Below are 25,509 nucleotides of genomic sequence, written 5' to 3'. Positions count from 1 at the left end.
CGGCGCCCGTCCTACGTGGCCTCGGTGTCGTACGCGACGGGCTGGTACGCGACCGGCTCGGACCTGTCGGCCGCCCGCGCGGCGACCGGCGCGGCGGACGGTTTCGTGAGGTCCACGCCGTCGCTGAGCGTCCGCGCCGCCTCGCGCAACTCCTCGGCCTCGCCGTCCAGTCGCAGGCTGTCGCGGATCTCGCGCAGGCCGAGCGCGTCGTCGTCGCCGAGCAGATTCTTGGCGATGAACGTCCGCGGGTTCATGTCCTCGAATTCGAAGTCCTTGAACTCCGGGCCGAGTTCGCGCCGCACATCCTCCTTGGCGTCGTCCGCGAAGGAGCGCACCGCGCGGATGAGGTCTCTCGCCCGCGTGATCATGTCGGGCAGTTTGTCGCCGAAGACCAGTGTGGCCAGGACGAGCAGCGTCAGCAGCTTGAGCGGGCCGATGTCGAAGATCACCTTCGGTCACCTCCGAGAAGGGTGCGCGCACGGGCGGGGACGGTCCGGACGGGGGCCCGTGCGGGCATTGCGCCTCGGTACCGCTACTCTCATAATTGCGCAATGTAGCAACTGTTGGGGTCCGGGCGGCACATCGCCGTCCGGCAACGGCGGACCGACGCATGTGGAAGCGGAGACGTTGATGCTCAGAAACGGACTGGAGCCCTGGCACCTGCTGGTGGTGGCGCTCGTGGTCATCGTGCTGTTCGGCTCCAAGCGGCTGCCGGACTCCGCGCGGGCGCTGGGCAAGTCGCTCCGCATCCTCAAGAGCGAGACCAAGGCGTTGAAGGACGACCCCGGTCCTGGCGCGGCGACGGCCGGGACGAGCGCGGACCCCGCGGTCCGTACGGTCAAGTCCGCGCCCGGCGAGACCGTCGGCGCGCGCCCTGTGCGCGAACCCGAACGCGCGCCGCGGGACTGACTGACCTCCCTCCCGCGGCGTGCCGCGGGCCCGCGTGATCCGGGGCGCGGGCCCGTACGACATCAGGGGCTGGCGTGGTCCCAGCCGTAGTGCAGTGGCTGACCGTGCTTGAGGCGGTAGACGTACAGCGCCTCGACGCGCAGCCCCCGCCCGTCGCCGTCGGCCTCGTCCTCCGCCTGGCATCCGGATGTGACTTGGAGCACGCGGGGCGGGCCTGTCACCCGTACCCGCATGCCGTCCGCCGGGCCTCCGTCGAGATGCGCCCACTCCCAGGCCACAGGTGTCCTTCCGGTTCGTCGTAGCGTTTCTGGCATAGCAGACACTTTAAAGGTTGCGTAAACCAGGAACTGTGTCCGGTGGGGAAGCCGGTCGCGGGTGCGACGCTCACGGATACCCCACAGAGCCATGATTTACCCTTGCCGCGTTGCGCAACCATGAAGCCTTGGGTGAAGCGCCGCTTCACCCGCCGAATCCGGCCGCACCACCCCACGGGGGCCGCCCGGGAGAGGGAGCACGGGAGATGACCGAGCCCTGGAGCGGCCGGGCCGCGGCGCGGGCGGCCGCTCGCGCCGAGAGCGGGCGGTCCCGGCCGTCGGGCCGCGGGGGCAGGCGCGCCAGGCAGGCCGGCCGGGGCCGGCGGTTCCTGAAGATCGGCGGCATATCCCTGGCCGTGCTCCTGCTGGTCACCGCGGGCGGGGGCTACTGGCTCTACCAGCACCTCAACGGCAACATCACCAGCGTGTCCCTGACCGACGGCGCGGGCAAGGACAGCGCGGGCCAGGAGAAGGCCGACGCCTTCGGGCGCACGCCGATCAACATCCTGGTGATGGGCAGCGACGGCCGGACCACCGAGGCCGACTGCAAACTGGGCGGCGGCTGCGCCAAGACCGGCGTCCAGACCGGGGGCAACGCCGATGTCGAGATGGTCGTGCACATCTCCGCCGACCGCTCCAACGCCACCGTGATGAGCATCCCGCGCGACACCCTCACCGACGTGCCCGCCTGCGAGAATCCCAAGACCGGCGCGTCCACCCCCGGCTACCACGGCATGATCAACAGCGCCTTGACGTACGGCCAGGCGTGCCAGGTGGCCACCGTCCACAAGTTGACCGGAATTCCGATCGACCACTTCATCCAGGTCGACTTCTCCGGCGTCGTCAGCATGTCCGACGCCGTGGGCGGGGTGTCGGTCTGTGTGGACGCCGACGTGTACGACACCTACTCGCATCTGAAGCTCTCCCGGGGCACCCACACCCTCAAGGGCGTCGGGGCGCTGGAATTCCTCCGCTCGCGGCACGGCTTCGGCGACGGCAGCGACCTCGGCCGTACGTACGCGCAGCACATCTACCTCAGCTCGCTGATCCGCAAGTTCAAGAGCGCGGGCACCCTCACCAACCCGGCGGCCGTCTACAAGCTCGCCAACGCGGCGACCAAGGCGCTGACCGTCGACACCGGCCTCGGCAGCATCAGCAAGCTGGTCGGCCTGGCCTCCGACCTCGACAAGGTCCCGTCCAAGCGGATCACCTTCACCACCATGCAGACCGGGCCCGACCCGACCGACCCCAACCGGGTGGTGGTCGGACCCGGCGCGAAGACGCTGTTCGCCACCATCGCCAACGACCAGTCGCTGACCACCGCCTCGGGCGGCACGTCCGCCGCGGCCTCGGCGACCGCGTCGGCGAGCCCGACCGCGACGTCCGTCCCCGCCTCGGCGATCACCGTGCGGGTGCGCAACGGCACCGGCATCGGGGGCCGCGCGTCCGAGATCGTCGACACCCTGACCGGCAAGGGCTTCAACCCGGCCACTGCGGGCGGCAACGCCCCGGCGCCCGCCGCCACCACGACCCTGACCTACGGCCCCGGCCAGCGGTCCGAGGCGGGGACCGTCGCCCGTACGCTCGGCATCGCGACGTCCCACCTCAAGGAGGGCGCCGTCGCCGGGCTCACCCTCGTGATCGGGGCGGACTGGCCGAGCGGCACCACCTTCCCCGGCGGCAAGTCCTCCGCGCCGCCCGCCGACACCAAGGTGGCGCTGGGCAACTCCCACGCCCAGACCGCCGACGACTCCGACACCTGCGCCAAGGTCAGCCGCTACCGGACCGTCCAGATCAACCGGGTCCCGATGACGCCGACCCAGGCGTACGCCGCCGCCCGTTCCAAGCCCGACTCGGACGACTGACCCGCGCACACACCCGTAACGCTTAAGCTGTTACGCAACCGTGGAACTGTCGTGGCGCGCACGCCGTTGACCTGGCAGACGCGCGCGGACGACGACATACCGGCGATCGACAACCGACTACCGACAACCCCCAAGCAACCGGAGGTAATTTCGTGGGCGTGACTCTGTCCAAGGGCGGCAATGTCTCTTTGAGCAAGGAAGCTCCCGGACTCACCGCGGTCACCGTCGGCCTGGGGTGGGACGTACGGACCACCACGGGCGCCGACTACGACCTGGACGCGTCCGCGCTGCTGTGCGACGTGGGCGGGAAGGTCCTCAGCGACCAGCACTTCGTGTTCTTCAACAACCTCGGCAGCCCCGACGGCTCCGTGGTGCACAGCGGCGACAATCTGACCGGTGGCGGCGACGGCGACGACGAGCAGATCAAGGTCAGCCTCGCCACCGTGCCCCCGCAGGTTGACAAGGTCGTCTTCCCCGTGTCGATCTACGACGCCGAGAAGCGCGGCCAGAGCTTCGGCCAGGTGCGCAACGCGTTCATCCGGATCGTGAACCAGGCCGACGGGCGGGAGCTGGCCAGGTACGACCTGACCGAGGACGCCTCGACCGAGACGGCTATGGTCTTCGGAGAGCTGTACCGCAACGGCGCGGAGTGGAAGTTCCGCGCCATCGGCCAGGGGTACGCCTCGGGCCTGGCGGGCATCGCCACCGACTTCGGCGTCAACATCTGACGTGGGTGCCGGCGTCACCACCTCTGACGCCGGCCGCCGCGTCGGCCGCTGACGTCCTCGGCCGGGCCGGGGCCGCCCGCATTCTCTTCGGGCGGCCCCGGCCCGGACTCCGCACGCCGTCGCCCGCTTCACCCACCCTCCCCTCGAACTCTCCCCGGAGCACCCCGCCGTGTCCTGGTTCACCGCCGCTGTCCTGGGCCTTGTGCAGGGTCTGACCGAATTCCTGCCGGTGTCGTCGAGCGCGCACATACGCGTGGTCTCCGTCCTCGCCGGATGGGACGACCCCGGAGCGGCCTTCACCGCGGTCACCCAACTGGGCACGGAGACCGCCGTGCTGATCTACTTCCGGCGCGACATCGCCACCATCGTCAAGGCGTGGACCGCGTCGCTGTTCCACCCCGAGCGCCGCAAGGACCACGACGCGCGGATGGGCTGGTTCGTGATCGTCGGTACGGTCCCGATCGCCGTCCTGGGCGCGGCATTCCAGCACACCATCGAGAACGGCCTGCGCGACCTGCGGATCACCGGCACCGTCCTGATCCTGTTCGGACTCGTCCTGGCGGTCGCCGACCGCACCCGCGCCGTGCGCCGCCCCAAGCCGATCACCGAGCTGACCTTCCGGCACTCCCTCTGGTACGGCCTGGCGCAGTCGCTCGCCCTGATCCCCGGCGTCTCCCGCTCCGGCGGCACCATCAGCGCCGGACTGTTCCTCGGCTACAGCCGCGAGGCCGCCGCGCGCTACTCGTTCCTGCTGGCCATCCCCGCCGTGCTGGCCTCCGGCGGCCTGGAGCTGTTCAAGCTCGGCAGCGGCCCGGCGCCCGCCTGGGGCCCGACGATGCTGGCGACGGTCATCGCCTTCGCGGTCGGCTACGCGGCCATCGCCTGGTTCCTGAAGTACATCTCCCACCGCAGCTTCACGCCGTTCGTGATCTACCGGGTGCTGCTCGGCGTGGTCATCATCGCGCTGGTGGCGACGGGCGCGGTCGCGGCGGGCGCGGGCGCCACCTCCGGCTAGAGCGCGCACCGGGCCAGGACCGGGTCAGGGCTGGGTCAGGACCGGGCCAGGGCCGCGTCATGGCAGGGCCAGGACCGGTTCAGGGCCGGGGCCGCCGTCCGGAATGTGGTCCGACGTGACCGGAGCGTGGTCCGCGCTCTAGCCTGGCCGGTGCGACAGGTTCGCGTCCGTCAGCCAGGCGGTCGCGTCGTAAGAGGGAACCCGGTGCGAATCCGGGACTGCCCCGCAGCGGTGAGTGGGAACGACCGCCGTCATACGCACTGGGTCCGACGTACCGGACCTGGGAAGCGACGGCCAGTAGGTGTCCGCCTCAGGCGGACGTGCCCGCGAGTCCGAAGACCTGCCCGTCGCCCGTACGCGACCGTTCGCGTACGGATATCCCGGTGACCTCGTGGGCGGGTCGGCGTGCATATCGGACGGACCGGTGCCATTGCGGGGCACTGTGGGTCCGTCGGGTCTGTCACCTCCCTTTCGCGCTCGCGTCCCGTCGCCGGGAGGCCAGGAGTCATCTCGCGAAGGAGATTTCCGTGACAGCGAAGTCCGCAGCCGCGGCAGCACGGGCCACCGTGTACGGCTACCCCCGCCAGGGTGAGAACCGTGAACTGAAGAAGGCCGTCGAGGGCTACTGGAAGGGCCGCGTCACCGCCGACGCCCTCCGGGAGACCGCGGCTGACCTGCGCCGCTCGACCTGGCGGAAGCTGGCCGAGGCGGGCGTCCACGAGGTGCCGACCGGCGACTTCTCGTACTACGACCACATGCTGGACACCAGTGTCATGGTCGGCGCCGTCCCCCCGAGGCACCGGTCGGCCGTCACCGCGGACGCGCTCGACGGCTACTTCGCGATGGCCCGCGGCACGCAGGAGGTGGCGCCGCTGGAGATGACCAAGTGGTTCGACACGAACTACCACTACCTGGTCCCCGAACTGGGCCCCGACACCGTCTTCACCGCCGACTCCGCCAAGCAGGTCGCCGAGTTCAAGGAAGCCGCCGCGCTCGGCCACACCGCCCGGCCCGTCCTGGTCGGCCCGGTCACGTATCTGCTGCTCGCCAAGCCCGCCCCCGGCGTCGCCGCCGACTTCGAGCCGCTGACGCTGCTCGACCGGCTGCTGCCCGTCTTCGCCGAAGTCCTCGCCGACCTGCGCGCCGCGGGCGCCACCTGGGCGCAGCTCGACGAGCCCGCGCTCGTCCAGGACCGCACCCCGGCCGAACTGAACGCCGTCGCCCGCGCCTACCGCGACCTCGGCGGCCTCACCGACCGGCCGAAGCTGCTGGTCGCCTCGTACTTCGACCGGCTCGGCGAGGCGCTGCCCGTCCTGGCCAAGGCCCCGGTCGAGGGCCTGGCGCTGGACTTCACCGACGCCGCCGCCGCGAATCTGGACGGCCTCGCCGCCGTCGGCGGACTGCCGGGCAAGCGGCTCGTCGCGGGCGTCGTCAACGGCCGCAACATCTGGATCAACGACTACGAGAAGTCGCTGGCCACCCTCGCCACCCTCCTCGGCTTCGCCGACCGCGTCGACGTGGCCGCGTCCTGCTCGCTGCTGCACGTCCCGCTCGACACCGCGCCCGAACGCGACATCGACCCCCGGATTCTGGGCTGGCTCGCCTTCGCCGCGCAGAAGACAAGCGAGATCGTGACGCTCGCCAAGGGCCTGGCCGAGGGCACCGACACCATCGCCGCCGAGATCGCCGCCAACCGCGCCGCCCTCGCCTCCCGCGCCGCCTCCCCGATCACCCGCGACCCGGCCGTACGCGCCAGGAGCGCGGCCGTCACCGACGCCGACGGGCGCCGCTCCCAGCCGTACACCGAGCGCGCCGCCGCCCAGCGCGCCCGGCTCGGCCTGCCGCTGCTGCCGACCACCACCATCGGCTCGTTCCCGCAGACCGACGACCTGCGCGCCGCCCGCGCCGACCTGCGGGCCGGCCGGATCGACACCGCGGGGTACGAGGAGCGGATCAGGGCCGAGATCGGCGAGGTCGTCTCCTTCCAGGAGAAGACCGGCCTCGACGTGCTCGTGCACGGCGAACCCGAACGCAACGACATGGTGCAGTACTTCGCCGAGCAGCTCACCGGCTACCTCGCCACCCGGCACGGCTGGGTGCAGTCCTACGGCACCCGGTACGTGCGCCCGCCGGTCCTGGCCGGGGACATCTCCCGGCCGGAGCCGATGACGGTGCGCTGGACGTCGTACGCCCAGTCGCTCACCGACCGCCCGGTCAAGGGCATGCTCACCGGTCCCGTCACCATGCTGGCCTGGTCCTTCGTCCGCGACGACCAGCCGCTCGGCGACACCGCGCGGCAGGTCGCGCTCGCCCTGCGCGACGAGGTCACCGACCTCGAGGCCGCGGGCACCTGCGTGATCCAGGTCGACGAGCCCGCGCTGCGCGAGACCCTGCCGCTGCGCGCCGCCGACCGGCCCGCGTACCTGGACTGGGCCACCGAGGCGTTCCGGCTCACCACCGGCGCCGTCGCTCCCGGCACCCAGATCCACACCCACATGTGCTACGCCGAGTTCGGCGACATCGTCCAGGCCATCGACGACCTCGACGCCGACGTCATCAGCCTGGAGGCCGCCCGCTCCCACATGCAGGTCGCCACCGAACTGGCCGCGCACGGCTACCCGCGCGAGGCGGGACCCGGCGTGTACGACATCCACTCGCCGCGGGTGCCCGACGCGGCGGAGGCGGCCTCGCTGCTGCGCGAGGGCCTGCTCGCCATCCCCGCCGAGCGGCTGTGGGTCAACCCCGACTGCGGCCTGAAGACCCGCGGCTGGCCCGAGACGAAGGCGTCGCTGGAGAATCTGGTGGCGGCGGCCCGTACGGTGCGCGCCGAGCTGTGAGGCTCCGGCCGACGGCCGCGTGACGCGGTCGCGACGGCCGGGAGGGACGCGCGGAGCCTTCGCCGTCTCTCCCGGCCGGGCGCGCCGCCGCCTGTCCCGGCTCGACGCGGTGTGCGTACGGCGCGTGTGGCGTATGCGACGCGTACGGCCCGTATGGCCCCTCCGGCCCGTATGGCGAGGCCCTCCCGGCTCCCCGCGCGCACGCCGGGCATACAGTCATGTGCGGTGGTGGTTCGTCGGCGGGGGGAGTACGGCGATGCACGGCGCGACATGGGGATGGCGGACCGTCCAGGGCCTGTACGTGGCGGTCGTGGCCGTCCTGGCGGTGCTCGGCGCCGTCACCGGGACGAGCCTTCCGTACCTGCTGGCCGTGGCCGTGACCCTGCCCTTCGGGATGGCGGCACTGGTCCTCGTCTACGGCGGCTACGCGCTGCTCAAGGGGGTCGGCGGGCTGTGGGCGTCCACCACGAACGCCGACGGCGACGACGCCGCCTGGCTCAGTGCGGGCAGCGCGACGCTCAATGTCGTCCTCCTGATCGCCGCGGCCCTCGCCAACGTCCTGCTCCTCGAGTACCTGCGCCGCCGGAGCCCGCGCACCGCCCGGCGGTGAGGGCGCGGCGCTCGGGCCGGGGGAGCGCGGGAGCCGTCAGGGAGAGGGCGGGGCACCCCACCAGGACCGGTGGAAGGGGTCGTCGGCGCCGATCGAGCCCCGCGGGACCGGGCGGCCGGTCGCGGCCGACTTGTAGAGGGCGGTGACGAATTCGGTGGTGCGGCGCGCGTCGGCCGCCGTGTGCTCGGGCGGCTCGCCCCGCCGCATCCGCGCGACCAGGTCCGCGAGCTGCGGCGCCTGGTGCGCGGGCACCTCGGCGCCGATGGTGTCCCAGCCGGGCGTGGACGGCGGCCGGTCGGGCGCGGGGGTGAACGTCCAGTGCTCGTTGCCGTACGCGTACAGGTGGCGCAGCTCCGTACTGGCCCGCGCGCAGTCGATCCGCAGATACGACTCCTGGCGCGCCGACACGACGCTGTTCACGATCGACGCCTGCGCGCCGGAGGCGAAGGCGACATGGGCGAGGGACACGTCCTCCGTCTCGATGTCCCGGTCGACCGTCGCGATCCGCGCGCTCACCTCCGCCCAGTCGGGCATCAGCCACAGCATCAGGTCCATGGCGTGGATGCCCTGCGTGACGGTGGCACCGCCCAGTTCGGTGGCGCGCCGACCGCGCCACGGGGCCGCGTAGTACTCCGCGCCCCGGTACCAGGTGGTCTGGCACAGCGCCAGCAGCGGCGGCCCGAGCACACCGTCGCGCAGCAGACCGCGTACGTGCGCGGCGCCCGACCCCGCCCGCCACTGGAAGACCGGCGCGCAGCAGCGGCCCGTCGCGCGCTCCGCGGCCAGAATCCGGTCGTGGTCGGCCAGCGAACCGCACAGCGGCTTCTCGCAGTAGACCCAGGCACCCGCCTCCAGCGCGGCCACCGTCAGATCGGTGTGGGTGAACGACGGGGAGCAGATCACCACCAGGTCGGGCCGTTCGACGGCCAGCAGTTCCAGCGGGTCGTCGTAACGGCGCGCGATGCCGTGCCGCGCCGCGAAGTCCGCGGCTCGCGCCGGGTCGGAGTCCGCGACCGCCACCAGGTCGAGCTGCCCGGACAGCGCCCGGATCGCGGGGACATGGGCGTCGTCGGCGATGCTGCCCGCGCCGATCAGCGCCGTACGGTACGGAAGGTTTCCGGCCGGCCGGGTCATACGGTGCCCCCCTGGGCCGTCATGCCGCGCGCGAGCCACCGCGCGGTCACCGCGATCGCCTCGGGCTCGTGCTCGGGGGAGTGGAAACCGTGGCCGGCGCCGGGCAGCGGGTGGAATTCCCAGTGCGGGACCGTCGCCGCGACGTCACGGGCGATGTCGAAGGAGACGCAGTCGTCGCGGTCCCCGTGCAGGACGAGGGCGGGCGGGCCGCCCGCGGTGTAGGCGTCGATCGGCCGGTGGGCGGCCAGCTCCGCGAACAGCACCCGGCCCAGGGCGAACCGGCCGCCGATCAGCAGCTCCCCGTGCTCGGCGAGGCCCTTCAGCGGACCCGGTCCGAAGTTCGCCAGCCCCCAGGGGAGTTCGGGTTCGAGGAAGGTCCGGCGCAGGTCGAGCACGGGATTCCACAGCACCAGCCGGGCCAGCCGGTCGCCCAGCCAGGGCATCGACAGGCCGGTGGACACGGCGCCGAAGCTCGCCGCCACCACCGCCAGCGGACCGGGCAACTCCCGCTCGGCGTAGGCCGTGACGGCCGCCAGGTCCAGCATCTCCCCGGCGATCGTCACACCTTGCGGAGCGCCGCCGCTCTCCCCGTGCCCGCGGAAGCTGAACCGCAGCGCGGTCAGGCCCTGTTCGGCCAACCGCTGGGCGAGCCGTACGAACGCCCCGCCCTCGTCCAGATCCGCGGAGATGCCGTGGACCAGGAGCACCGTGCCCTCGGGGCCCGTTCCGGACCTGGTCCCTGGCCTGTTCCCGGCCCCTGTTCCGGCCCCTGTTCCGGCCCCTGTTCCGGCCCCTGTACCGGGGGCTCCGGACGCGGGGCGGTGCACGACGGCGTCCAGTTCGACGCCGTCCGATGCGACCACCCGCACCCGTTGTCCGTCCGTCACGGAAACTCCCTGTCTGCTCGATGTGTTGACGTCATCCCCACGGACCGACATGTGACGACGTGCAGCGGCTGGTACCGGCGCGCATCGGCGCGGACGGGCGGCACCCCTCCGGCCGCCCGTCCGCGCACCCGCGCGTCCCTACGGCGTCCAGCGGTACAGCAGCACCTTGTTGAACAGGTCGTCCTCGACCTGGACCAGATAGTCGCCGTTGGACCTGCGGGTCGCGGTGATGCCGTACGGCACGTCGACCCACCCCGTACGTTCCACGCCGCCGACGTTGGCGCCGGGCTGCCAGGTCCCGACCGGGCTGGCGTCGGCGGCCTTCCACACCCAGATCTGCCCGCGCGTCGCGATACCGGAGATGAAGATGTAGTCGCCCGCGAAGGCCAGACTCACCATGGTCACGATCGGGTTGGCGGCGGTGTCCCAGGGCAGCAGCAGCGTCCAGGTCGGGGTGCGGTTGCCGGTGCTCCACTTGTCGTAGCGCACCAGGACCTTGCCGCACTCCTTCCAGTGGGCGTTGTCGAAGACCTGGTCAGGGGTGTAGCCGACCATGTACATCACGTCGGCGGCCACGTCGTAGTGCAGACGGCGGACGACGCTGAATGGCGCGGGCAGCGCGATCGTCTCCCGGCTCGCGTACGTGTAGACCGGGTTGCCCTGCGCGTCGAAGCCCTGCAACGGGTAGCGGCGCAGGTCGCGGTCGCCGCCCTCCCAGATGTCGCCCCGGTCGTCGACGTACCAGACCCAGCAGTTGCCCGGGGAGTTGCTGCCGTCGCCCGGCTGGATGAACTCCCCGGCCTCGAACGCGCCGTTGCCGCTCAGGTCGCGCCAGATCCACTGACCAGAGGCGGGCTGGTTCGGCGGCCAGTTGGGGTCGTCGCCCGGATCGGCGCCCGACCAGTGCGCCTTGAAGATCGCCCCCGACGGCTTCGCGATCTCGCCCTGGAAGCGGTAGATGAGCAGGTGACCGCAGTACATGCCCGTCACGTACATGTACATCTGCCCGTTGAGCCGCTTCAGGAAGGGCGAGGTGGCGTGGTGGTGATGGCCGGGCAGGAACAGCCGCGCGTCCTGCGGGTAGTTGACCGAGTCGAGGGTGTAGCTGCGCCAGGTCGCGTCGGTGCCGGGCTGCCGCGCGTAGTTGACGGTGTAGTGATTCTGCTTGGTGTAGACCTCGACGCCGTCGGAGGCCGGGTCGAAGTCGGCGGAGTCCACGAAGGCGCTGCCCTGGAGCTGCCACACCACGGCCCCGGCCGCGGTGAACTTCCGCAGCCAGGTGCCGAATTCGTACATCGCGACATAGACGTTGCCCGCGGCGTCGCCGCCGACGCCGACGATGCCGAAGAACTTGTCCGCGGTGACCCGGCCCGGTGTCCCCGCGCCGATGCCGCCCGCTTGGCCGAGGCTGCGGGCCCGGGTGGGCGTACCGGACAGGCCGGTGTACGTGTGGACTTGGCGCAGCGGGCCGTTGTCGCCGACGAGGAGGTCGCCGTGGACGTCCACGGCGAGCGAGGTGGGCAGCCAGTCGGCGGAGGGGCCGCTGATCGTTCCGGCCAGCGCCGCGCCGGTGTTGGAGAAGTGCAGGATCTGCGCCGGGTGCGCGGGGTCGGCGTGCCAGAAGTGGCCGTCGTTGGCGTCGCGCGTGACATTCGCGACCACCCAGATCTCGCCGTTGGCGCCGATCGCCACCGCGCCGGGCTTGTTGACGCTCCAACTGCGCAGCAGCGCACCGCTGGCGGCGTCGAAGACCTTGACGAGGTTGGCCGCCCGGTCCGTGGCGACCACCTGCGTCGCCGAGGCCGCGGCGGCGGCGGGCGAACTGCCCACGGCGTAGGTCAGCGAGGTGGCGGCGCCGTTCAGGCCGAAGCGCGTCAGGCCGTTGCCGACGCTGAGATAGACGTACGAGTCGTTGACCGCCACCGCGTCGCCGTTCGCGCCGTGGCAGTTCCCAATGAGATGGCCGTCCTTGTAGATGCCGGCGTAGTTCCCGCCCTCGTCCCAGAAGCTGACGGTGTAGACGGTGCCGTCCTTGGCGACGGCGATGTTGAACACGAAGTCCTGCACCCACTCGGTGGCCCCGGAGAAGGTGTTCCCGGTCCAGGAAGTGACCACGTTCGGCAGGGTGTTGGTCGGGATCGCGGTGGCCACCGGGGGCGCGGCGAGCGGTCCTGACGCGCCGGTGGGCGCGGCGGGCGGCGGGGCGGCGGCCCGCGCCGCGGAGGTGACAGCGGCCGGAAGCGCCACGGCGGCTCCGGCGACGATCGCGGCGTTCCTGCCGTAGGCCAGCATCCGCCGGCGGGAGACCGCGCCGGTACCGCGCGGTGTGTGACGGGGTGCGGGGGGATTGTCTGCGGGTTCCTGCTCGCTCATGTTCGGGGTCCTCCGTCGTGGGGCCGACACCTTCGAGCCGGTCTGGCGGTACACGAGTGACCGTTCACTTGACGGGAGGTAAAGCTAGGACTCGCCACACCCGGCGTCAATGGCGCGTACCTCTTCCGCTCGGCGGCGATCGGTTCTACGATGAGTGACACGTCATGTGAACGGTCACTGAAGAATCGAGGATGCCCCGTGTCGGACCGGCCGACTCTGCGTACCGTCGCGGCCGAGGCGGGTGTCTCCCACCAGACGGTCTCCCGCGTGATCAACGGCGACCGTACGGTCACCGACGCCGTACGCGACCGGGTGCTGGTCGCCATGCGGACGCTCGACTACCGGCCGAGCGCCGGTGCCCGCGCCCTGGCCAGCGGCCGTACCGAGGTGATCGGCGTCGTCCTGCCGCACAACCCCGGATTCGCCTTCTCCAACGACCACTTGATCCGCCTGGTGCAGGGCGCCGACCAGGAACTGACCTCGCGCGGCTACGGGTTGCTGCTGTCCACCCGCGAGGTGGCCGACGAACCCGCGTCCGCCTACCGCCGGTTCGTCCAGCGCCGCCAGGTCGACGGCCTGCTGGTCGAGGCCGGAACCGGCGGGGAGTCGCTGCCCGCCCTGCGGTCCGCCGGATATCCCACCGTGGTCATCGGCTACACCGCCGAAGACCTCACCTGCGTCCACCCCGACGACGAGGGCGGCGCCTACGCGGTCGCCCAGCACCTGCTGGCCCTCGGCCACCGCCGGATCGGCGTGGTCAACGGCCCGCGGGAGAACCGGCTCGCGATGGCCGCCCGGCTGCGCGGGCTGCACCGCGCCCTGGCCGACGCGCACCGCACTGTCCCCGACGACCTCATGAAGCACGGCGACTTCACCGCCGCGTCCGGCTACGCGGCGGCCGAACGGCTCATGGCCCACCCGGAACCGCCCACCGCGATCTTCGCCTTCAACGACGGCATGGCCCTGGGCGCGCTGCGCTGGCTGCGCGAGCACGGACACGCCCTGCCCGCCGACGTGTCCGTGGCGGGCTTCGACGACACCGAGGCCGCCGACCTCGTCGACCCGACGCTGACCAGCGTCAACCTGCACAGCGTCGACGTGGGCCGGCGCGCCGCACAGATCCTGCTCGACCTGCTGGACGGCCGCCCGCCGGCCCAGCGCGAGAACGTCATGCCCAGCACGCTCAAGGTCCGCGCTTCCACAGCGCCGCCGCGCGCGGCCGGTTGAGCACCCGCCGCCCCGCGCGATCCCGCCCCGCGTCAGCCCCGCTTCGCGCAAGCCCGCCGTACATCGGCCCCGCCCCGCGCGGTCCCGCCGCCTGACGCGTCAGCCCCGACTCGTACACCCCGAGGTGTACGCCCCAGACCCCCGGAAAGGACCGGTCGCACCGATGGACCACGCCCAGAACCGGAGCGAAAGCCCGGACGCCTGCGCCTACGTCGAGGACGTATCACCCGGCAACGGCCGGCTGCGGCCCCGCGCGTCGTTCGACTCCGACGCACCCGCCCTCGACCTGAACGGCGACTGGAGCTTCCGGCTCGGCGACGGTCTCCACGACGTGACCGTGGGCTTCGAGGCCCCGGAGTTCGACGCCGCCGAGTGGACGACGGTCCCCGTGCCCTCGTCCTGGCAGATGGACGGCGTCCCCGGACCCGGCCGCTTCGGCGCACCCGCGTACACCAACGTCACCTTCCCGATCCCCGTCGACCCGCCGCGCGTGCCCGACGAGAACCCGACAGGCGAGTACCGCAGGGAGTTCGACGTCGCGGAGGGCTTCGCCGACGGCGGCACCGCGGTGCTCCGCTTCGAGGGCGTCGACTCCGCCTTCGCGGTCTGGCTCAACGGCCGGCCGCTCGGCGACGGCAAGGGCAGCCGGCTGCCCACCGAATTCGACGTCACCGACACCCTGCGGACCGGCCGCAATGTGCTGGCCGTACGGGTCCACCAGTGGTCCTCCGCCAGCTACTTGGAAGACCAGGACATGTGGTGGCTGTCGGGTGTCTTCCGCCCCGTACGGCTGCTGGTCCGGCCGGCCGGCGGCATCGCCGACTTCTTCGTGCACGCCGACTACGACCACCACTCCGGCACCGGCACCCTGCGGGTCGACGTCGACGGCGCGGGCGACGCGCGCCTGAGCGTCCCCGAACTCGGCATCACCGACGCCGATCCCGCCGGTCCGCACACCGCGCCGGGCGTCACCCCCTGGAGCGACGAACAGCCCCGGCTCTACGCGGGCGAACTCGTCACGGCCACCGAACGCGTCCCGCTGCGTATCGGCTTCCGCCGGGTCGTGGTCGAGGACGGCGTCGTCACCGCCAACGGCAGGCCGCTCGTCTTCCGCGGGGTCAACCGGCACGAATGGGACCCGGTCAGGGGCCGCGCGCTGACCCGCGAGACGATGCTCGCCGACGTGCTGCTGATGAAGCGGCACAACATCAACGCCGTGCGGACCAGCCACTATCCGCCCGCCGCCGCCTTCCTCGACCTCTGCGACGAACACGGCCTGTGGGTGGTCGACGAGTGCGACCTGGAGACCCACGGCTTCTCGGAGAACGGCTGGCGCCGCAACCCCTCCGACGAGCCCGAGTGGCGCCCCGCGCTGCTCGACCGGGCCGAGCGGATGGTCGAGCGCGACAAGAACCACCCCAGCGTCGTGATGTGGTCGCTCGGCAACGAGTCCGGCGTCGGCGCGAATCTCGCGGCCATGGCCGAGTGGATCCGCGACCGCGACCCCGACCGGCTGATCCACTACGAGGGCGACTGGGACGACTGCGCCTACACCGACGTGTACTCGGTGATGTACCCCGACTACGCGTTCGTGGCGGCGGTCGCCGCGCGCCAGGAACCGCTCACCGGCGACCCGGCCAACGACGCCCGCAGGCGCGCGATGCCGTTCCTGCTGTGCGAGTACGCCCACGCGATGGGCAACGGCCCCGGCGGACTGCGCCAGTACCAGGAGCTGTTCGAGAGCAGCCCCCGGCTGGCGGGCGGCTTCGTCTGGGAGTGGATCGACCACGGCGTCGCCCAGCGCGACGAGGAGGGCACGCTCTTCTACGCCTACGGAGGCGACTTCGGCGAGCCCGTCCACGACGGCAACTTCGTCGCCGACGGTCTGGTCTTCCCCGACCGCACCCCCTCTCCCGGACTCCTGGAGTACGCGAAGGTCATCGAGCCGGTCAGGATCACCGCCCGCCGCGACGGCGGCGGAGTCGAGATCCGCAATCTGCACCACACGCGGGACACCGGCTACCTGCGCTGGGTCTGGCTGCTCGAAGTCGACGGCGAGCAGGCGGGGGAGGGCGCGTGGGAGGTCCCGGTGACCGGCCCCGGCGACACCCGCCGCGCGGACTGGCCCGACAGCCTGGCCAAGGCGCTCGCCGCGGCGGGACCGGGGGAGCGCTGGGTGACCCTCAGCGCGCAGCTCGGCGCGGACGAGTCGTGGGCCGGAGCCGGGCACACCGTCGCCTGGTCCCAGTTCGCCCCGGACGGCAACGGCGCGACCACGCTGACGGCGGGACCCGCGGGCGCGGCTTCCACCACGACCACGCTGACGGCGGGACCCGCGGGCGCGGCTTCCACCACGACCACGCTGACGGCGGGACCTGCGGGCGCGGCTTCCACCACGACCACCCCTCGGGCGCGCCGCCGCGGAACGATCAGCCTCGGCGCCGGACAGTTCGACGCGGCCGACGGACGGCTGCTCCGCCTCGGTGACCTGGCACTCGAAGGCCCCCGCGTCGACCTGTGGCGGGCCCCGATCGACAACGACGGCCGGTCGCCGCTCCTGGCCGCCTGGCACCGCAGCGGCCTGCACCGGCTCCGGCACAAGGTGCTGGAGATCTCGGCGGGCGAGGCGAGCCTCACGGTGAGGACCAGGATCGCCCCGGCGGGCCTGGACCTCGCGATGCTGGCGGACTACCACTGGACCACCGGGCCCGGAGACCGGCTCGTGCTCACCGTCGACACCCGGCCCGTCGGCACCTGGGAGGTACCGCTGCCCCGGCTCGGCGTCGCGCTGACCCTCCCGGCGGCGCTCGACCGGCTGAGCTGGTTCGGCCTCGGTCCCGGCGAGTCCTACCGGGACAGCGAGGAGGCCGTCCGCGTCGGGCGGTACGCGACCACGGTCGCCGAGGCGCAGACGCCGTACGTGTACCCGCAGGAGAACGGCAACCGGCGGCATGTGCGCTGGGCCCGCCTCACCGGTCCCGAAGGCGACTCCGCGGCGCCCGGCCTGGAGATCACCGGCAGCCCCTGGTTCGACCTGACCGCGCGGCCCTGGTCCACCGCGGCCCTGGCGGCGGCCAGGCACACCGCCGACCTCAGGCCCGACGGCCGCATCCACCTCAATGTCGACCTCGAACACCACGGCCTCGGCAGCGCCTCCTGCGGACACGCGTTGCAGCCCCGGCACCATCTGGCCGCCGTACCGGGCCGCTTCACGCTCGGGTTCGGTCTGACGGAAGGGGAGGCGGCAGCCGATGGCGTAGGGTGATTTCGGCGACCCCGGCGGCGGTATGATCCGAGCGTGAGACAACGTTGGCCCTCCCCTCGGCGCCGCGTCGCCGAGGGGAGCAGCACGTGAGTACACCGAGCCCGAGCGCGGCCCCGCGGCGGCCGACGATGACCGATGTCGCCCGGGAGGCCGACGTCAGTCTCAAAACGGTCTCGCGTGTGGTCAACGGCGTGTCCACCGTCGATCCGGAGATGGCCGAGCGGGTCAGGGCCGCCGTGGTGCGGCTCGGCTTCCGCCGCAACAACATGGCCAGGGACCTGCGCACGCAGTCCACCTCGGCCACGGTCGGCCTGCTCATCGAGGACCTGGCCAACCCGTTCTACGCGGGCATCGCCGCCGCCGCGGCGCAGTGCGCCCTGGAGAACGACACCCTGCTGATCACCGCGAGTTCCGAGGAGGACGCCGAGCGGGAACGCCGACTGCTGTTGCAGATGTGCGAGCGACGCGTCGACGGGCTGCTGGTCGTACCGGCCGGCAGCACCGCCGACCACGTCTACCTGCGCGCGGAGATCGACATGGGCACCCCCGCGGTGTTCCTCGACCGGCCGCCCACCAACCTGCGCGCGGACACCGTGCTCATCGACAACGCGGCGGGCGCGCGGTCCGCGATCGAGCATCTGACGGCCCGCGGCCACGAGCGGATCGGCGTGGTCTCGGACTGGCTGAGCATCCACCCCATGGTCGAGCGGCTGTCGGCCGCCGAGACCGCGCTGGAGCGGGCTGGGCTGCCGTACCGCCCCGACCTGATCAGATACGGCCTGCACACCGTGCGCGACACCGAGGCCGCCGTCGAGCGGATGCTCACCGGGCCGCAGCCGCCGACCGCGCTGTTCGCGCTGAACAACCGGCTCACGCTCGGCGTGCTCGGCGCGCTGAACCGGCTCGGCGGCGAGGCCGGCGCGGGCGGCCCGGGCAGCGCCGTCGAAGTGGTGGGCTTCGACGACTTCGAGACCGCCGCGCTGATGGCCCACCCGCTGACCGTGGTGTCCTACGACGCCCGCGCCATCGGCCGGATCGGCGCGGAACTGCTCTTCAGGCGGATCGCGGGGGACAAGTCGCGGCCCCAGACGGTGGTCATCCCCACCACCCTGGTCGAGCACGGCGCGGCGCGGCCGGGCGCCGGACGGTGACCGGCGCGGGGGCCCCGCCGAGTCCCGCGCGGGACTGAACCGGGCCGCTGTCGGTCCTGTTCAGGCCCCGCCCCCCGCGCCCACCCCGCACTCACCCCCGCGAACGTCCCCACTCGCCACGCAACCGGCGCGGTCCCGTACCGCTACCGCGCCGAGACTCATGCCGATACGGGCCGCCCCGTGCGCCGTTCCCCGGCCGCCGAGGGCGGCGCGCCACAGTGCGCCCAACGGGATGTCCACCCAGTCCGGTTCGCAGGTGCAGTGGTTTACGACCCTCGCCGACCCCGACCCCGGCCCCGCCGGGGACGGAGATGTCCGGCGCGTGCGGGTAAACGGCTTGTGACACGGTCGCTCTCCGGATCTCCGCGCGGGATTTCTCTGTCACTCGCGCGAAAACTCTAGGCAACGTTGTCTCAGGTGGCTAGGGTTCAGCACGACCGCCTGTGGAGGGCGGCCGGGTCGGACCTGCTGCCCGGTGCTCCTTCCGGTATGCGTGGTTGATCTGTCGACAGCCGTCAGGACGTAGCTGACCAGGCACGAAGGCGCCGCCTGTCGGTGAGCGCGCACGGCCGGAGCCGTGGCGCGGGCGTCGTGATCCCCTCCAACCCCCTGGGGGACGCCGCTTGTCTCGTCAGGCAACGTTGTCTCAGCTGGTCAGACATGTTTCCCCGACCTCGGAAAGGAGCGCTGATGGCCGACTTCGCCAGTCCGGCGCAGTTGTGGGCCGCACGCGACGCCCTGCGTGTGCGGGGCGCTGCGGTCAGCCTGCTGACGGACGGCGCGCGGCTGAGCGTCGAGCCCACGGGCGGTCACGTGGCCGGTGCGGACGGAGGCGCCGGGCGTCCCGTGGACGCCGACGTGCTCGAACTGCGCGCCGACGCGGCCACAACGGCCGTACTGCGGCTGGACGTTCCGCTCGGCGACGCGGCGGGTTACTGGCATCCGGGGGCGGGCTGGGACCGGCACCTGGTGGCGGACTGGGCCAACCCCTGGCGCACCGTCGGCCTGGTCGACTCCGCGCCGCTGGGCTGCCTGTACGACACGGCGGGCCGCGCGCTGCTGGCCTTCGCGTCCGACCGGATCGCGGCCACCACGCGGGTCAGATTCGGTGTCGGCGAGGAGTCGGCCCGCTTCGGCGTGTGGCTCTCGATGGACCTCGCGGCGGGGGAGACCTGTCGGATTCGCGTCCAGGCCCCGGGCCGCCCGTGGGCCGAGGCCGTACGGGAGGTGACCGGCGGTCTCGCGGACGCCGAGCCGCTGCCCGTACCCGACGCGGCCCGCGCGCCCGCGTACTCGACCTGGTACTCGATGCACCGCGAGCTGACGGCGGCGGGCGTCGAGGCCGAAGCCGTGCTCGCCGCCGAAATGGGCTGCGGGGTGCTGCTGTTGGACGACGGCTGGCAGCTCCACGCGGACGGTCCCGGCTACTCCGGCAGTGGCGCGTGGACCCCGGACCCGGCCAAATTCCCCGACTTCGCCGCGCATGTGAGGACCGTGCAGGGCCTGGACCTGCGGTACGTGGCCTGGATCGCACCCCTGCTGGTCGGCGAACGCACCCCGGCGTACGAGGAGTTGGCGCGGGTCGCGCCGCACGAGGTGACGCGGCTCGGCTGCCGGGTCCTCGACCCGCGCCGCCCGGCCGCCCGGCGCTTCGCCGTCGACTCCTGCGTCGACCTCGTCCGGCGCTACGGCCTGGACGGGCTCAAGATCGACTTCCTGGACTTCGCGATGGCGTACGCGGCGGAGGAGTACGCGGCTGAGGAACTCGCGGGCGGGGACCACGCGGTCGAAGTCCATGCGGTCGAAGTCCACAAGGTCGAGGTCCATGGGGCCGACCGGCCGACTGCCGAAGAGAACGCCGCAGATGAGAACGTCAGGACCGGCCGCGATGACGGCACCGGTGCGGGCCGTGGTGCCTCCACAGACGCCGGTACCGGTGTCGCCACCGCCGCCGGACCTGACACCGGCGGAGGCACCGGCACCGGTAAGGACACCTGGCGAGGCGTCACCGCGGAGGCGCCCGCCGATCTCGCCGTCGCGGACGTCGCTGATGTGGGCCTGGGCATACGGCTGTTGCTCACCGAACTGCGCGAGCGGCTGCGCGAACTGCGCGGCGACGAGCTGCTGATCGAGCTGCGACAGCCCTACACCGGCCCGGGCATGCGGCGCTTCGGCAACATGTTCCGGGCGGCCGACTGCCCGGCGGACGCCACCGCCAACCGGGTCCGCACGCTGGACACCGGCGTGCTCGCCGGATCGGCGGCGGTCCACTCGGACATGCTGATGTGGGACCCGGCCGCCCCGGCGGAAGCGGCGGCCCGACAGCTGCACTCCGCGCTGTTCTCGGCACCGCAGATCTCCGTCGCGCTGGCCGGACAGAGCGCGGAGCACCGCGCGATGACCGCCTTCTGGCTCGGCGTCCGGCGGACGTACGCCGATGTCCTCGGCCGGGGCGAGATCCGCGCCGGACGCCCCGACCAGCTCCACCAGACGGTGACGGCCGCCCTGGGCCGGCGCGCCGTCATCGCCTGCTACGCCGAACACCACGTCGTCCCGCTCCAGTTGGCGGAGTTCACCGAGGTCGCCCTGGTGAACTCCACCGCCGGGCCGCGCGTGGTCCTGGACATCGAGGACCCCGGCGTCGAGCGGCCGGGCGTGGCAGGCATGGCAGGCGTGGCAGGCGGGTCGGGCCTGGACATCGAAGCTCCTGGCGTCGCAGGGCCCGGCGTCCGCGTCCGGCTGGACGTCTTCGACGCCTGCGGCAGACCCGCCGCCTCGGGCCCGCGCACGCTCGGCCCCGGACTCACCCCGATCGCCGTCCCGCCCTCCGGCCTGTGCGTCATCCGGCCGGTGGCACCCGAACAATCCCCGCGCTGAACCCTGGAGAGGACCGACCGTGACAGACAGCCACGCCAGATCCGACCGCACCACCCCGGCGACGCCGACCTCGGCGACGGCCACCCCCGCGGAGGTCTCCCGGCGCAAGGTCGTGGGCTACGGAGCAGCCGCCGTCGCGGGCGCCGCCGCCGCGAGCGCCATGGACTGGGGCCTGGCGCCGAGCGCCCGCGCCGCGGCGCCCGAGGGCACGGCGGCAGCCGCCGCGCTGCCCGTGGTCGCCTTCGGATTCTCCGACCCGACCGGCCTCTACCCGGTGACCGGTACGGCGAAGGCCGCCCCCGGCCTGCTCGTGGTCTTCAACCCCACGACGGCGCTGAGCGGTTCGGTCACCTGGTCGGTCGCCGCCCGCGCCGGGGCGCCGCTGAACAGCGGCACCACCGCGTTCACCGCCCCGGCCGGTACGCAGACCACCACCACGATCCCGCTGGGCTCGTACGATCCCGACCACTACGCCGTCACGGCCACCGTCACCAACGCCTCCGGTGCCCAACTGCTCGCGCAGACGCTCGGGTTGGGCGTGATCCGGCCGACCGTGGCGGGCCGCAGGCCGAACTCGGCGTTCGGGCTGGGCATCCGCTCGGAGTCGACTCCCGCCATCACCCGGCAGATCGCCCAGCGCATCGGCGTCAAGTGGTGCCGGGGCATCGACGCCGTGCAGCCGGACACCGTCTGCCCGTCCCCCGGCGTCTTCTGGCAGCAGCCGCAGATCGACGCGGCGCGGGCCGAGATCGCCGACTGGCACGCCCACGGCATCGAGGCCCTCGCCGGCATCAACTACAACATGTCGTGGAATGTGCAGCCCGGCCCGGACGGCAAGCCGGTGAAGACCTACCAGAACCGGCCCAAGGACCTGGTCGCGCACGCCGAGATGGTCTACCACTGCATCGCGCCGCTCCAGGACCTGGTCCCCAACTGGGAGGTGTGGAACGAGCCGTGGGTGCACGGCTGGGCGTGGATGACCGGTGACGCCCAGGACTACCGCGACATGTGCAAGCTGATCTGGGACCGGGTGAAGCCCGAGTTCCCCGACGTGAATCTGATCGGCGGCGGCTCGGTCACGTACAACCGCGACATCGTGTACGCGCGGGGCTCCAAGGACACCGGCTACATCGACGGCTCGGTGAACCACGCCTACGGCTACCCCGACGCCACGCAGTACGCGATGACCAAGACGCAGGTCAAGATGGACCGTCTCTGGTCGCGCACCCAGGGCCGCGCTGGACAGTGGCAGACCGAACTGGGCAACGCCGACGCCAACTTCACCCATCTGCCGGCCGGACAGGCCGGGTACGGCGTGGCCCGCACGGTGGCGCCGACGTACCTGCTGCACATGCTCGCGGGCGCCGAGGAGGACTCGCCGATCCGGATCTTCTGGTTCTCGCTGTCCTACGACAAGACCTACTCCGGCGTCGAGTTCAACATCTACGACATCGCCACGAAGTCCCCCAAGCCCGCCGTCGTCGCCTACGCGACCATGACGAGCCTGCTCGAAGACGCCACGCTGGAAGAGGAGTTGTACCCGAACGCCAAGTCGACGTGGGGCTTCCTGTTCCGCGGCGCCGACGGCAAGGGCCGGGCCGCCGTCTACGCCGACCAGCTCTGGGACGGCACGATGGAGGACCAGAGCGCCGGGTACAACGGCACCGTCACCCTCAACGGCGCGCAGGGCGTGCGGGTCTACGACTACCTCGGCCGCCGCCTCGCCGACGGGGCCTCGTCGTCCGTCACGCTCCAGGTCAAGCCGTGGGAAGTCCTGTACTTCGACAGCGATCTGAGTCCCGAGGCGCTGAAGTCGGTGCTGACCACGGGTGCCGCCTTCGACTACGACACCCCGCTGAAGGTCGAGGTCCCGTCCTTCACCAGGCCGCTGGGCGCGAGCAGCACCATCGACGTCCTGGTGGAGAACGTCTCGCCGCAGACGCAGAACGCGAAGGTCGTGATCACCCCGCCGTCCGGCTGGCAGGTGTCGCTGTCGGTCTCGCCGTGGATCAGCCTCAAGCCCGGCCAGTCGAAGACGCTGACCTTCCCCGTGACGTCGTTCACGGCCAACTCCGCGAACCAGTACGAGATCGGCTACGACATCACGGTGCCGCGCGGCTCGGCCCAGGTGCACCAGACCGGGACGCGGAAGGTGCAGCTCGCGTATCTGCCGTTCCGTCAGATCACCGTCGGCGGAAGCGCCAGCCAGTGGAACGACGTCGTCCCGGTGACGATGACCAGCACCGGCGCGGCCGGTGACACCAGGACGTACAGCCTCCAGGCCGCCTGGGACGACGGCTTCCTGTACTTCAGGGCGCTGATCGAGGACGACGTCCAGCTCTCCAACGTGCCCTTCGCGGCGAACGAGTACCTCTTCCCGTTCAAGGCGGACAGCATCCAGCTCGGCTTCGACGCGGTCGCCCACAAGACCGAGGATCTGCTGGTCGGGGACGCGCACTACGAGAAGTGCCTGCGGTCGCTCTCCCACCTGTACGTCGTCACGCTCGCCACCGGAGGCGTCCCCGAACTGCACCGGCAGCTCGCGCCCGGCACCAACTACCAGACGTACTACCCGACCAACGCGACGCTCCCGACGCCGCTGGGCCCGATGGACGCGAAGGCGGACAGCGGCACCGAGGGCCGGGTGCTGGTGTCGCGGGACGACGTCAACAAGGTGACCAGGTACGAGGTCGCGCTCGCCTGGAGCCAACTCCCCGAGGTGGCAGCCGCGGTGAAGAGCGCGCAGCCCGGCGCCGTCACCCCGATGTCCTTCGCCTTCCAGGTGACGGACGCGGGAACCGGCGGTCACGGCGCCACGTACTGGACGACCGCCGCGGAGCCGCCCACGTCCGGCTGCTACAACTTCGCGCCATTCTGGGGCACCGGCGCCCAGTTCACCGGCGGTCGCGTGGACACCCGCTGGGGCATCGGCAGTTGACCGTCCCGCGCACCCCGTAACGCCTCTTCGCACAGAACCAGGAGCACCCTCCCGTGACCGACCACGCCGCCGATTCCGCCGGAGCCGTCAAGGAGTCCGTGCCCGCAGAGCCGCCGTGGGCGCAGCCGTCCGGCGTCCGTATCACCGGGGTCAGGACGATCCTGACCGCTCCCGCGGGCACCACGCTCGTCGTGGTGCGGGTCGACACCAGCGAGCCCGGCCTGTACGGACTCGGCTGCGCGACCTTCACGCAGCGGGCGAAGGCGGTCGCCACGGCGGTCGACGAGTACCTGGCGCCGCAGCTCATCGGCCGCGACCCGGCGGACATCACGGACATCGCATCGACCCTGCACGTCAGCGGCTACTGGCGGTCGGGGCCCGTGCTCAACAACGCGCTGTCCGGCGTGGACATGGCCCTGTGGGACATCAAGGGCAAGCAGGCGGGACTTCCGGTGTGGCAGCTCCTCGGCGGGCGCTGCCGCACCGCGGTCCCGGTGTACGCGCACGCCGCGGGACGGGACGCGGCGGAGGTCACCGACGAGGTGCTGGCCCTGATGGCCGAGGGGTACGGGCACGTCCGCTGCCAGGTCGCCGTGCCCGGCGCGGGCACCTACGGGGCGCCGGCCGCCGCGGCCGCGGCCGGCGCCGCCAAGGCGCTGACCCCGAACGCCTGGGACCCGGCGGCCTATCGGCGCACGGTGCGCGGCCTCTTCGAGCACCTGCGGGAGCACGCGGGCCCCGAGGTCGAGCTGATCCACGACGTGCACGAGCGGGTGCACCCCACCGACGCCGTACGGATCGCGGCGGATCTGGAACCGTACGACCTGTTCTATCTGGAGGACCCGGTCGCGCCCGAGGACATCGAGTGGCTGCGCGTCCTGCGCGGGCGCTCGGTGACCCCGATCGCGATCGGCGAGCTGTTCACCAACCCGGCCGAGTACCGCCCGGTCGTCATGGAGCGGCTGTGCGACTTCATCCGGGTCCATGTGTCGGCGATCGGCGGCATCACCCCGGCGTGGCGGCTCGCCGCCGCCTGCGAGATGTTCGGCGTGCGCACCGCCTGGCACGGTCCCGGCGACGTCTCGCCGGTCGGGCACGCCGCCAACCTCGCCCTCGACCTGGCCGCCCCCAACTTCGGCATCCAGGAACAGCATCTGTTCGGCCCGGCCGCGCGGGAGGTCTTCCCCGGCTGCCCCGAGATCCGCGACGGCCACCTGTGGCCGAGCGACGCGCCCGGTCTCGGCGTCGACCTCGACGAGCGGCTGGCGCTGAAGTACCCGCCCAAGGGCGCGGCGGAGCCCGGCCAGGCGTGGAAGCCGCCGCGGCGGGCCGACGGTGCGCTCCAGCGCCCCTGACGCGCGCCCGCCCGCCCGGCACCG

At 72.3% G+C, this 25,509-nt stretch carries 17 protein-coding genes and 1 riboswitch; of the genes, 12 read left to right on the top strand and 5 right to left on the bottom strand.

The window, feature by feature from the left end; all coding sequences use genetic code 11:
- Positions 1 to 11 precede the first annotated feature (11 nt).
- Positions 12 to 449, bottom strand: a complete 438-nt coding sequence (locus ABZX65_RS01585) for a Sec-independent protein translocase TatB (protein WP_355333167.1) — start codon at positions 447 to 449, stop codon at positions 12 to 14.
- Between the two features lie 181 nt (positions 450 to 630).
- Here ABZX65_RS01585 and tatA point away from each other — a divergent pair, with 181 nt between their 5' ends.
- A complete protein-coding gene (tatA, locus tag ABZX65_RS01580) occupies positions 631 to 909 on the top strand; it encodes a Sec-independent protein translocase subunit TatA (protein ID WP_355333165.1) in 279 nt (92 codons plus the stop codon).
- Positions 910 to 971: 62 nt separating this feature from the next.
- On the opposite strand, the gene ABZX65_RS01575 is transcribed toward tatA, so the two are convergent.
- Positions 972 to 1,223: a hypothetical protein gene (locus ABZX65_RS01575; RefSeq protein ID WP_355333162.1), complete on the bottom strand. Its 252-nt coding sequence runs from the start codon at positions 1,221 to 1,223 to the stop codon at positions 972 to 974.
- Between the two features lie 206 nt (positions 1,224 to 1,429).
- On the opposite strand from ABZX65_RS01575, the gene ABZX65_RS01570 reads away from it, so the two are divergent.
- From ABZX65_RS01570 to ABZX65_RS01550, 5 genes are all read left to right on the top strand, one after another.
- Positions 1,430 to 3,088 carry an LCP family protein gene (locus tag ABZX65_RS01570; protein WP_355333160.1) on the top strand — a complete coding sequence of 553 codons (1,659 nt, stop codon included), beginning with the start codon at positions 1,430 to 1,432 and terminating at the stop codon, positions 3,086 to 3,088.
- Between the two features lie 152 nt (positions 3,089 to 3,240).
- On the top strand, positions 3,241 to 3,816 hold the full coding sequence (locus ABZX65_RS01565; RefSeq protein WP_188283548.1) for a TerD family protein: 576 nt from the start codon (positions 3,241 to 3,243) through the stop codon (positions 3,814 to 3,816).
- A gap of 169 nt (positions 3,817 to 3,985) precedes the next feature.
- On the top strand, positions 3,986 to 4,831 hold the full coding sequence (locus ABZX65_RS01560; protein ID WP_355333158.1) for an undecaprenyl-diphosphate phosphatase: 846 nt from the start codon (positions 3,986 to 3,988) through the stop codon (positions 4,829 to 4,831).
- Between the two features lie 159 nt (positions 4,832 to 4,990).
- Positions 4,991 to 5,194: riboswitch (cobalamin riboswitch) on the top strand.
- Between the two features lie 164 nt (positions 5,195 to 5,358).
- A complete protein-coding gene (gene metE, locus ABZX65_RS01555; protein WP_355333155.1) occupies positions 5,359 to 7,668 on the top strand; it encodes a 5-methyltetrahydropteroyltriglutamate--homocysteine S-methyltransferase in 2,310 nt (769 codons plus the stop codon).
- Positions 7,669 to 7,924: 256 nt separating this feature from the next.
- Complete coding sequence (locus ABZX65_RS01550) at positions 7,925 to 8,278, top strand: hypothetical protein (protein WP_355333152.1); 354 nt, start codon at positions 7,925 to 7,927, stop codon at positions 8,276 to 8,278.
- A 36-nt stretch (positions 8,279 to 8,314) separates the two neighbouring features.
- Here the strand turns inward: ABZX65_RS01550 and ABZX65_RS01545 are convergent, their stop codons facing one another.
- From ABZX65_RS01545 to ABZX65_RS01535, 3 genes are all read right to left on the bottom strand, one after another.
- Positions 8,315 to 9,412 carry a Gfo/Idh/MocA family oxidoreductase gene (locus ABZX65_RS01545; protein ID WP_355333150.1) on the bottom strand — a complete coding sequence of 366 codons (1,098 nt, stop codon included), beginning with the start codon at positions 9,410 to 9,412 and terminating at the stop codon, positions 8,315 to 8,317.
- Positions 9,409 to 10,299 carry an alpha/beta fold hydrolase gene (locus ABZX65_RS01540; protein ID WP_355333147.1) on the bottom strand — a complete coding sequence of 297 codons (891 nt, stop codon included), beginning with the start codon at positions 10,297 to 10,299 and terminating at the stop codon, positions 9,409 to 9,411. The genes ABZX65_RS01545 and ABZX65_RS01540 overlap by 4 nt, the downstream gene beginning before the upstream one ends.
- 138 nt (positions 10,300 to 10,437) lie before the next feature.
- Entirely contained in the window at positions 10,438 to 12,672 is a 2,235-nt protein-coding gene (locus ABZX65_RS01535; protein WP_355333145.1) for a hypothetical protein, read from the bottom strand.
- A 198-nt stretch (positions 12,673 to 12,870) separates the two neighbouring features.
- On the opposite strand from ABZX65_RS01535, the gene ABZX65_RS01530 reads away from it, so the two are divergent.
- The 6 genes from ABZX65_RS01530 to ABZX65_RS01505 all read left to right on the top strand — a co-directional run bounded on the left by ABZX65_RS01530 (position 12,871) and on the right by ABZX65_RS01505 (position 25,485).
- Positions 12,871 to 13,899 carry a LacI family DNA-binding transcriptional regulator gene (locus ABZX65_RS01530; RefSeq protein ID WP_355333142.1) on the top strand — a complete coding sequence of 343 codons (1,029 nt, stop codon included), beginning with the start codon at positions 12,871 to 12,873 and terminating at the stop codon, positions 13,897 to 13,899.
- A gap of 163 nt (positions 13,900 to 14,062) precedes the next feature.
- Entirely contained in the window at positions 14,063 to 17,164 is a 3,102-nt protein-coding gene (locus ABZX65_RS01525) for a glycoside hydrolase family 2 TIM barrel-domain containing protein (protein ID WP_355333140.1), read from the top strand.
- A gap of 86 nt (positions 17,165 to 17,250) precedes the next feature.
- Positions 17,251 to 18,315 carry a LacI family DNA-binding transcriptional regulator gene (locus tag ABZX65_RS01520; RefSeq protein ID WP_355333137.1) on the top strand — a complete coding sequence of 355 codons (1,065 nt, stop codon included), beginning with the start codon at positions 17,251 to 17,253 and terminating at the stop codon, positions 18,313 to 18,315.
- A 690-nt stretch (positions 18,316 to 19,005) separates the two neighbouring features.
- Entirely contained in the window at positions 19,006 to 21,192 is a 2,187-nt protein-coding gene (locus tag ABZX65_RS01515; protein ID WP_355333135.1) for an alpha-galactosidase, read from the top strand.
- A 19-nt stretch (positions 21,193 to 21,211) separates the two neighbouring features.
- Entirely contained in the window at positions 21,212 to 24,130 is a 2,919-nt protein-coding gene (locus ABZX65_RS01510) for a hypothetical protein (protein ID WP_355333132.1), read from the top strand.
- A 53-nt stretch (positions 24,131 to 24,183) separates the two neighbouring features.
- Positions 24,184 to 25,485, top strand: a complete 1,302-nt coding sequence (locus tag ABZX65_RS01505) for an enolase C-terminal domain-like protein (RefSeq protein WP_355333130.1) — start codon at positions 24,184 to 24,186, stop codon at positions 25,483 to 25,485.
- Positions 25,486 to 25,509: the final 24 nt, after the last annotated feature.

Source organism: Streptomyces sp. NPDC003300, assembly GCF_040610915.1.
Taxonomy (GTDB): Bacteria; Actinomycetota; Actinomycetes; order Streptomycetales; family Streptomycetaceae; genus Actinacidiphila.
This window is presented reverse-complemented; position numbering and strand designations above follow the sequence as displayed.

Excerpts from the sequence above, each read along its gene's own strand:
- tatA (WP_355333165.1), top strand. The coding sequence starts at position 631 with ATGCTCAGAAACGGACTGGAGCCCTGGCACCTGCTGGTGGTGGCGCTC.
- ABZX65_RS01575 (WP_355333162.1), bottom strand. The coding sequence starts at position 1,223 with ATGCCAGAAACGCTACGACGAACCGGAAGGACACCTGTGGCCTGGGAG.
- ABZX65_RS01570 (WP_355333160.1), top strand. The coding sequence starts at position 1,430 with ATGACCGAGCCCTGGAGCGGCCGGGCCGCGGCGCGGGCGGCCGCTCGC.
- ABZX65_RS01550 (WP_355333152.1), top strand. The coding sequence starts at position 7,925 with ATGCACGGCGCGACATGGGGATGGCGGACCGTCCAGGGCCTGTACGTG.
- ABZX65_RS01545 (WP_355333150.1), bottom strand. The coding sequence starts at position 9,412 with ATGACCCGGCCGGCCGGAAACCTTCCGTACCGTACGGCGCTGATCGGC.
- ABZX65_RS01535 (WP_355333145.1), bottom strand. The coding sequence starts at position 12,672 with ATGAGCGAGCAGGAACCCGCAGACAATCCCCCCGCACCCCGTCACACA.
- ABZX65_RS01525 (WP_355333140.1), top strand. The coding sequence starts at position 14,063 with ATGGACCACGCCCAGAACCGGAGCGAAAGCCCGGACGCCTGCGCCTAC.
- ABZX65_RS01515 (WP_355333135.1), top strand. The coding sequence starts at position 19,006 with ATGGCCGACTTCGCCAGTCCGGCGCAGTTGTGGGCCGCACGCGACGCC.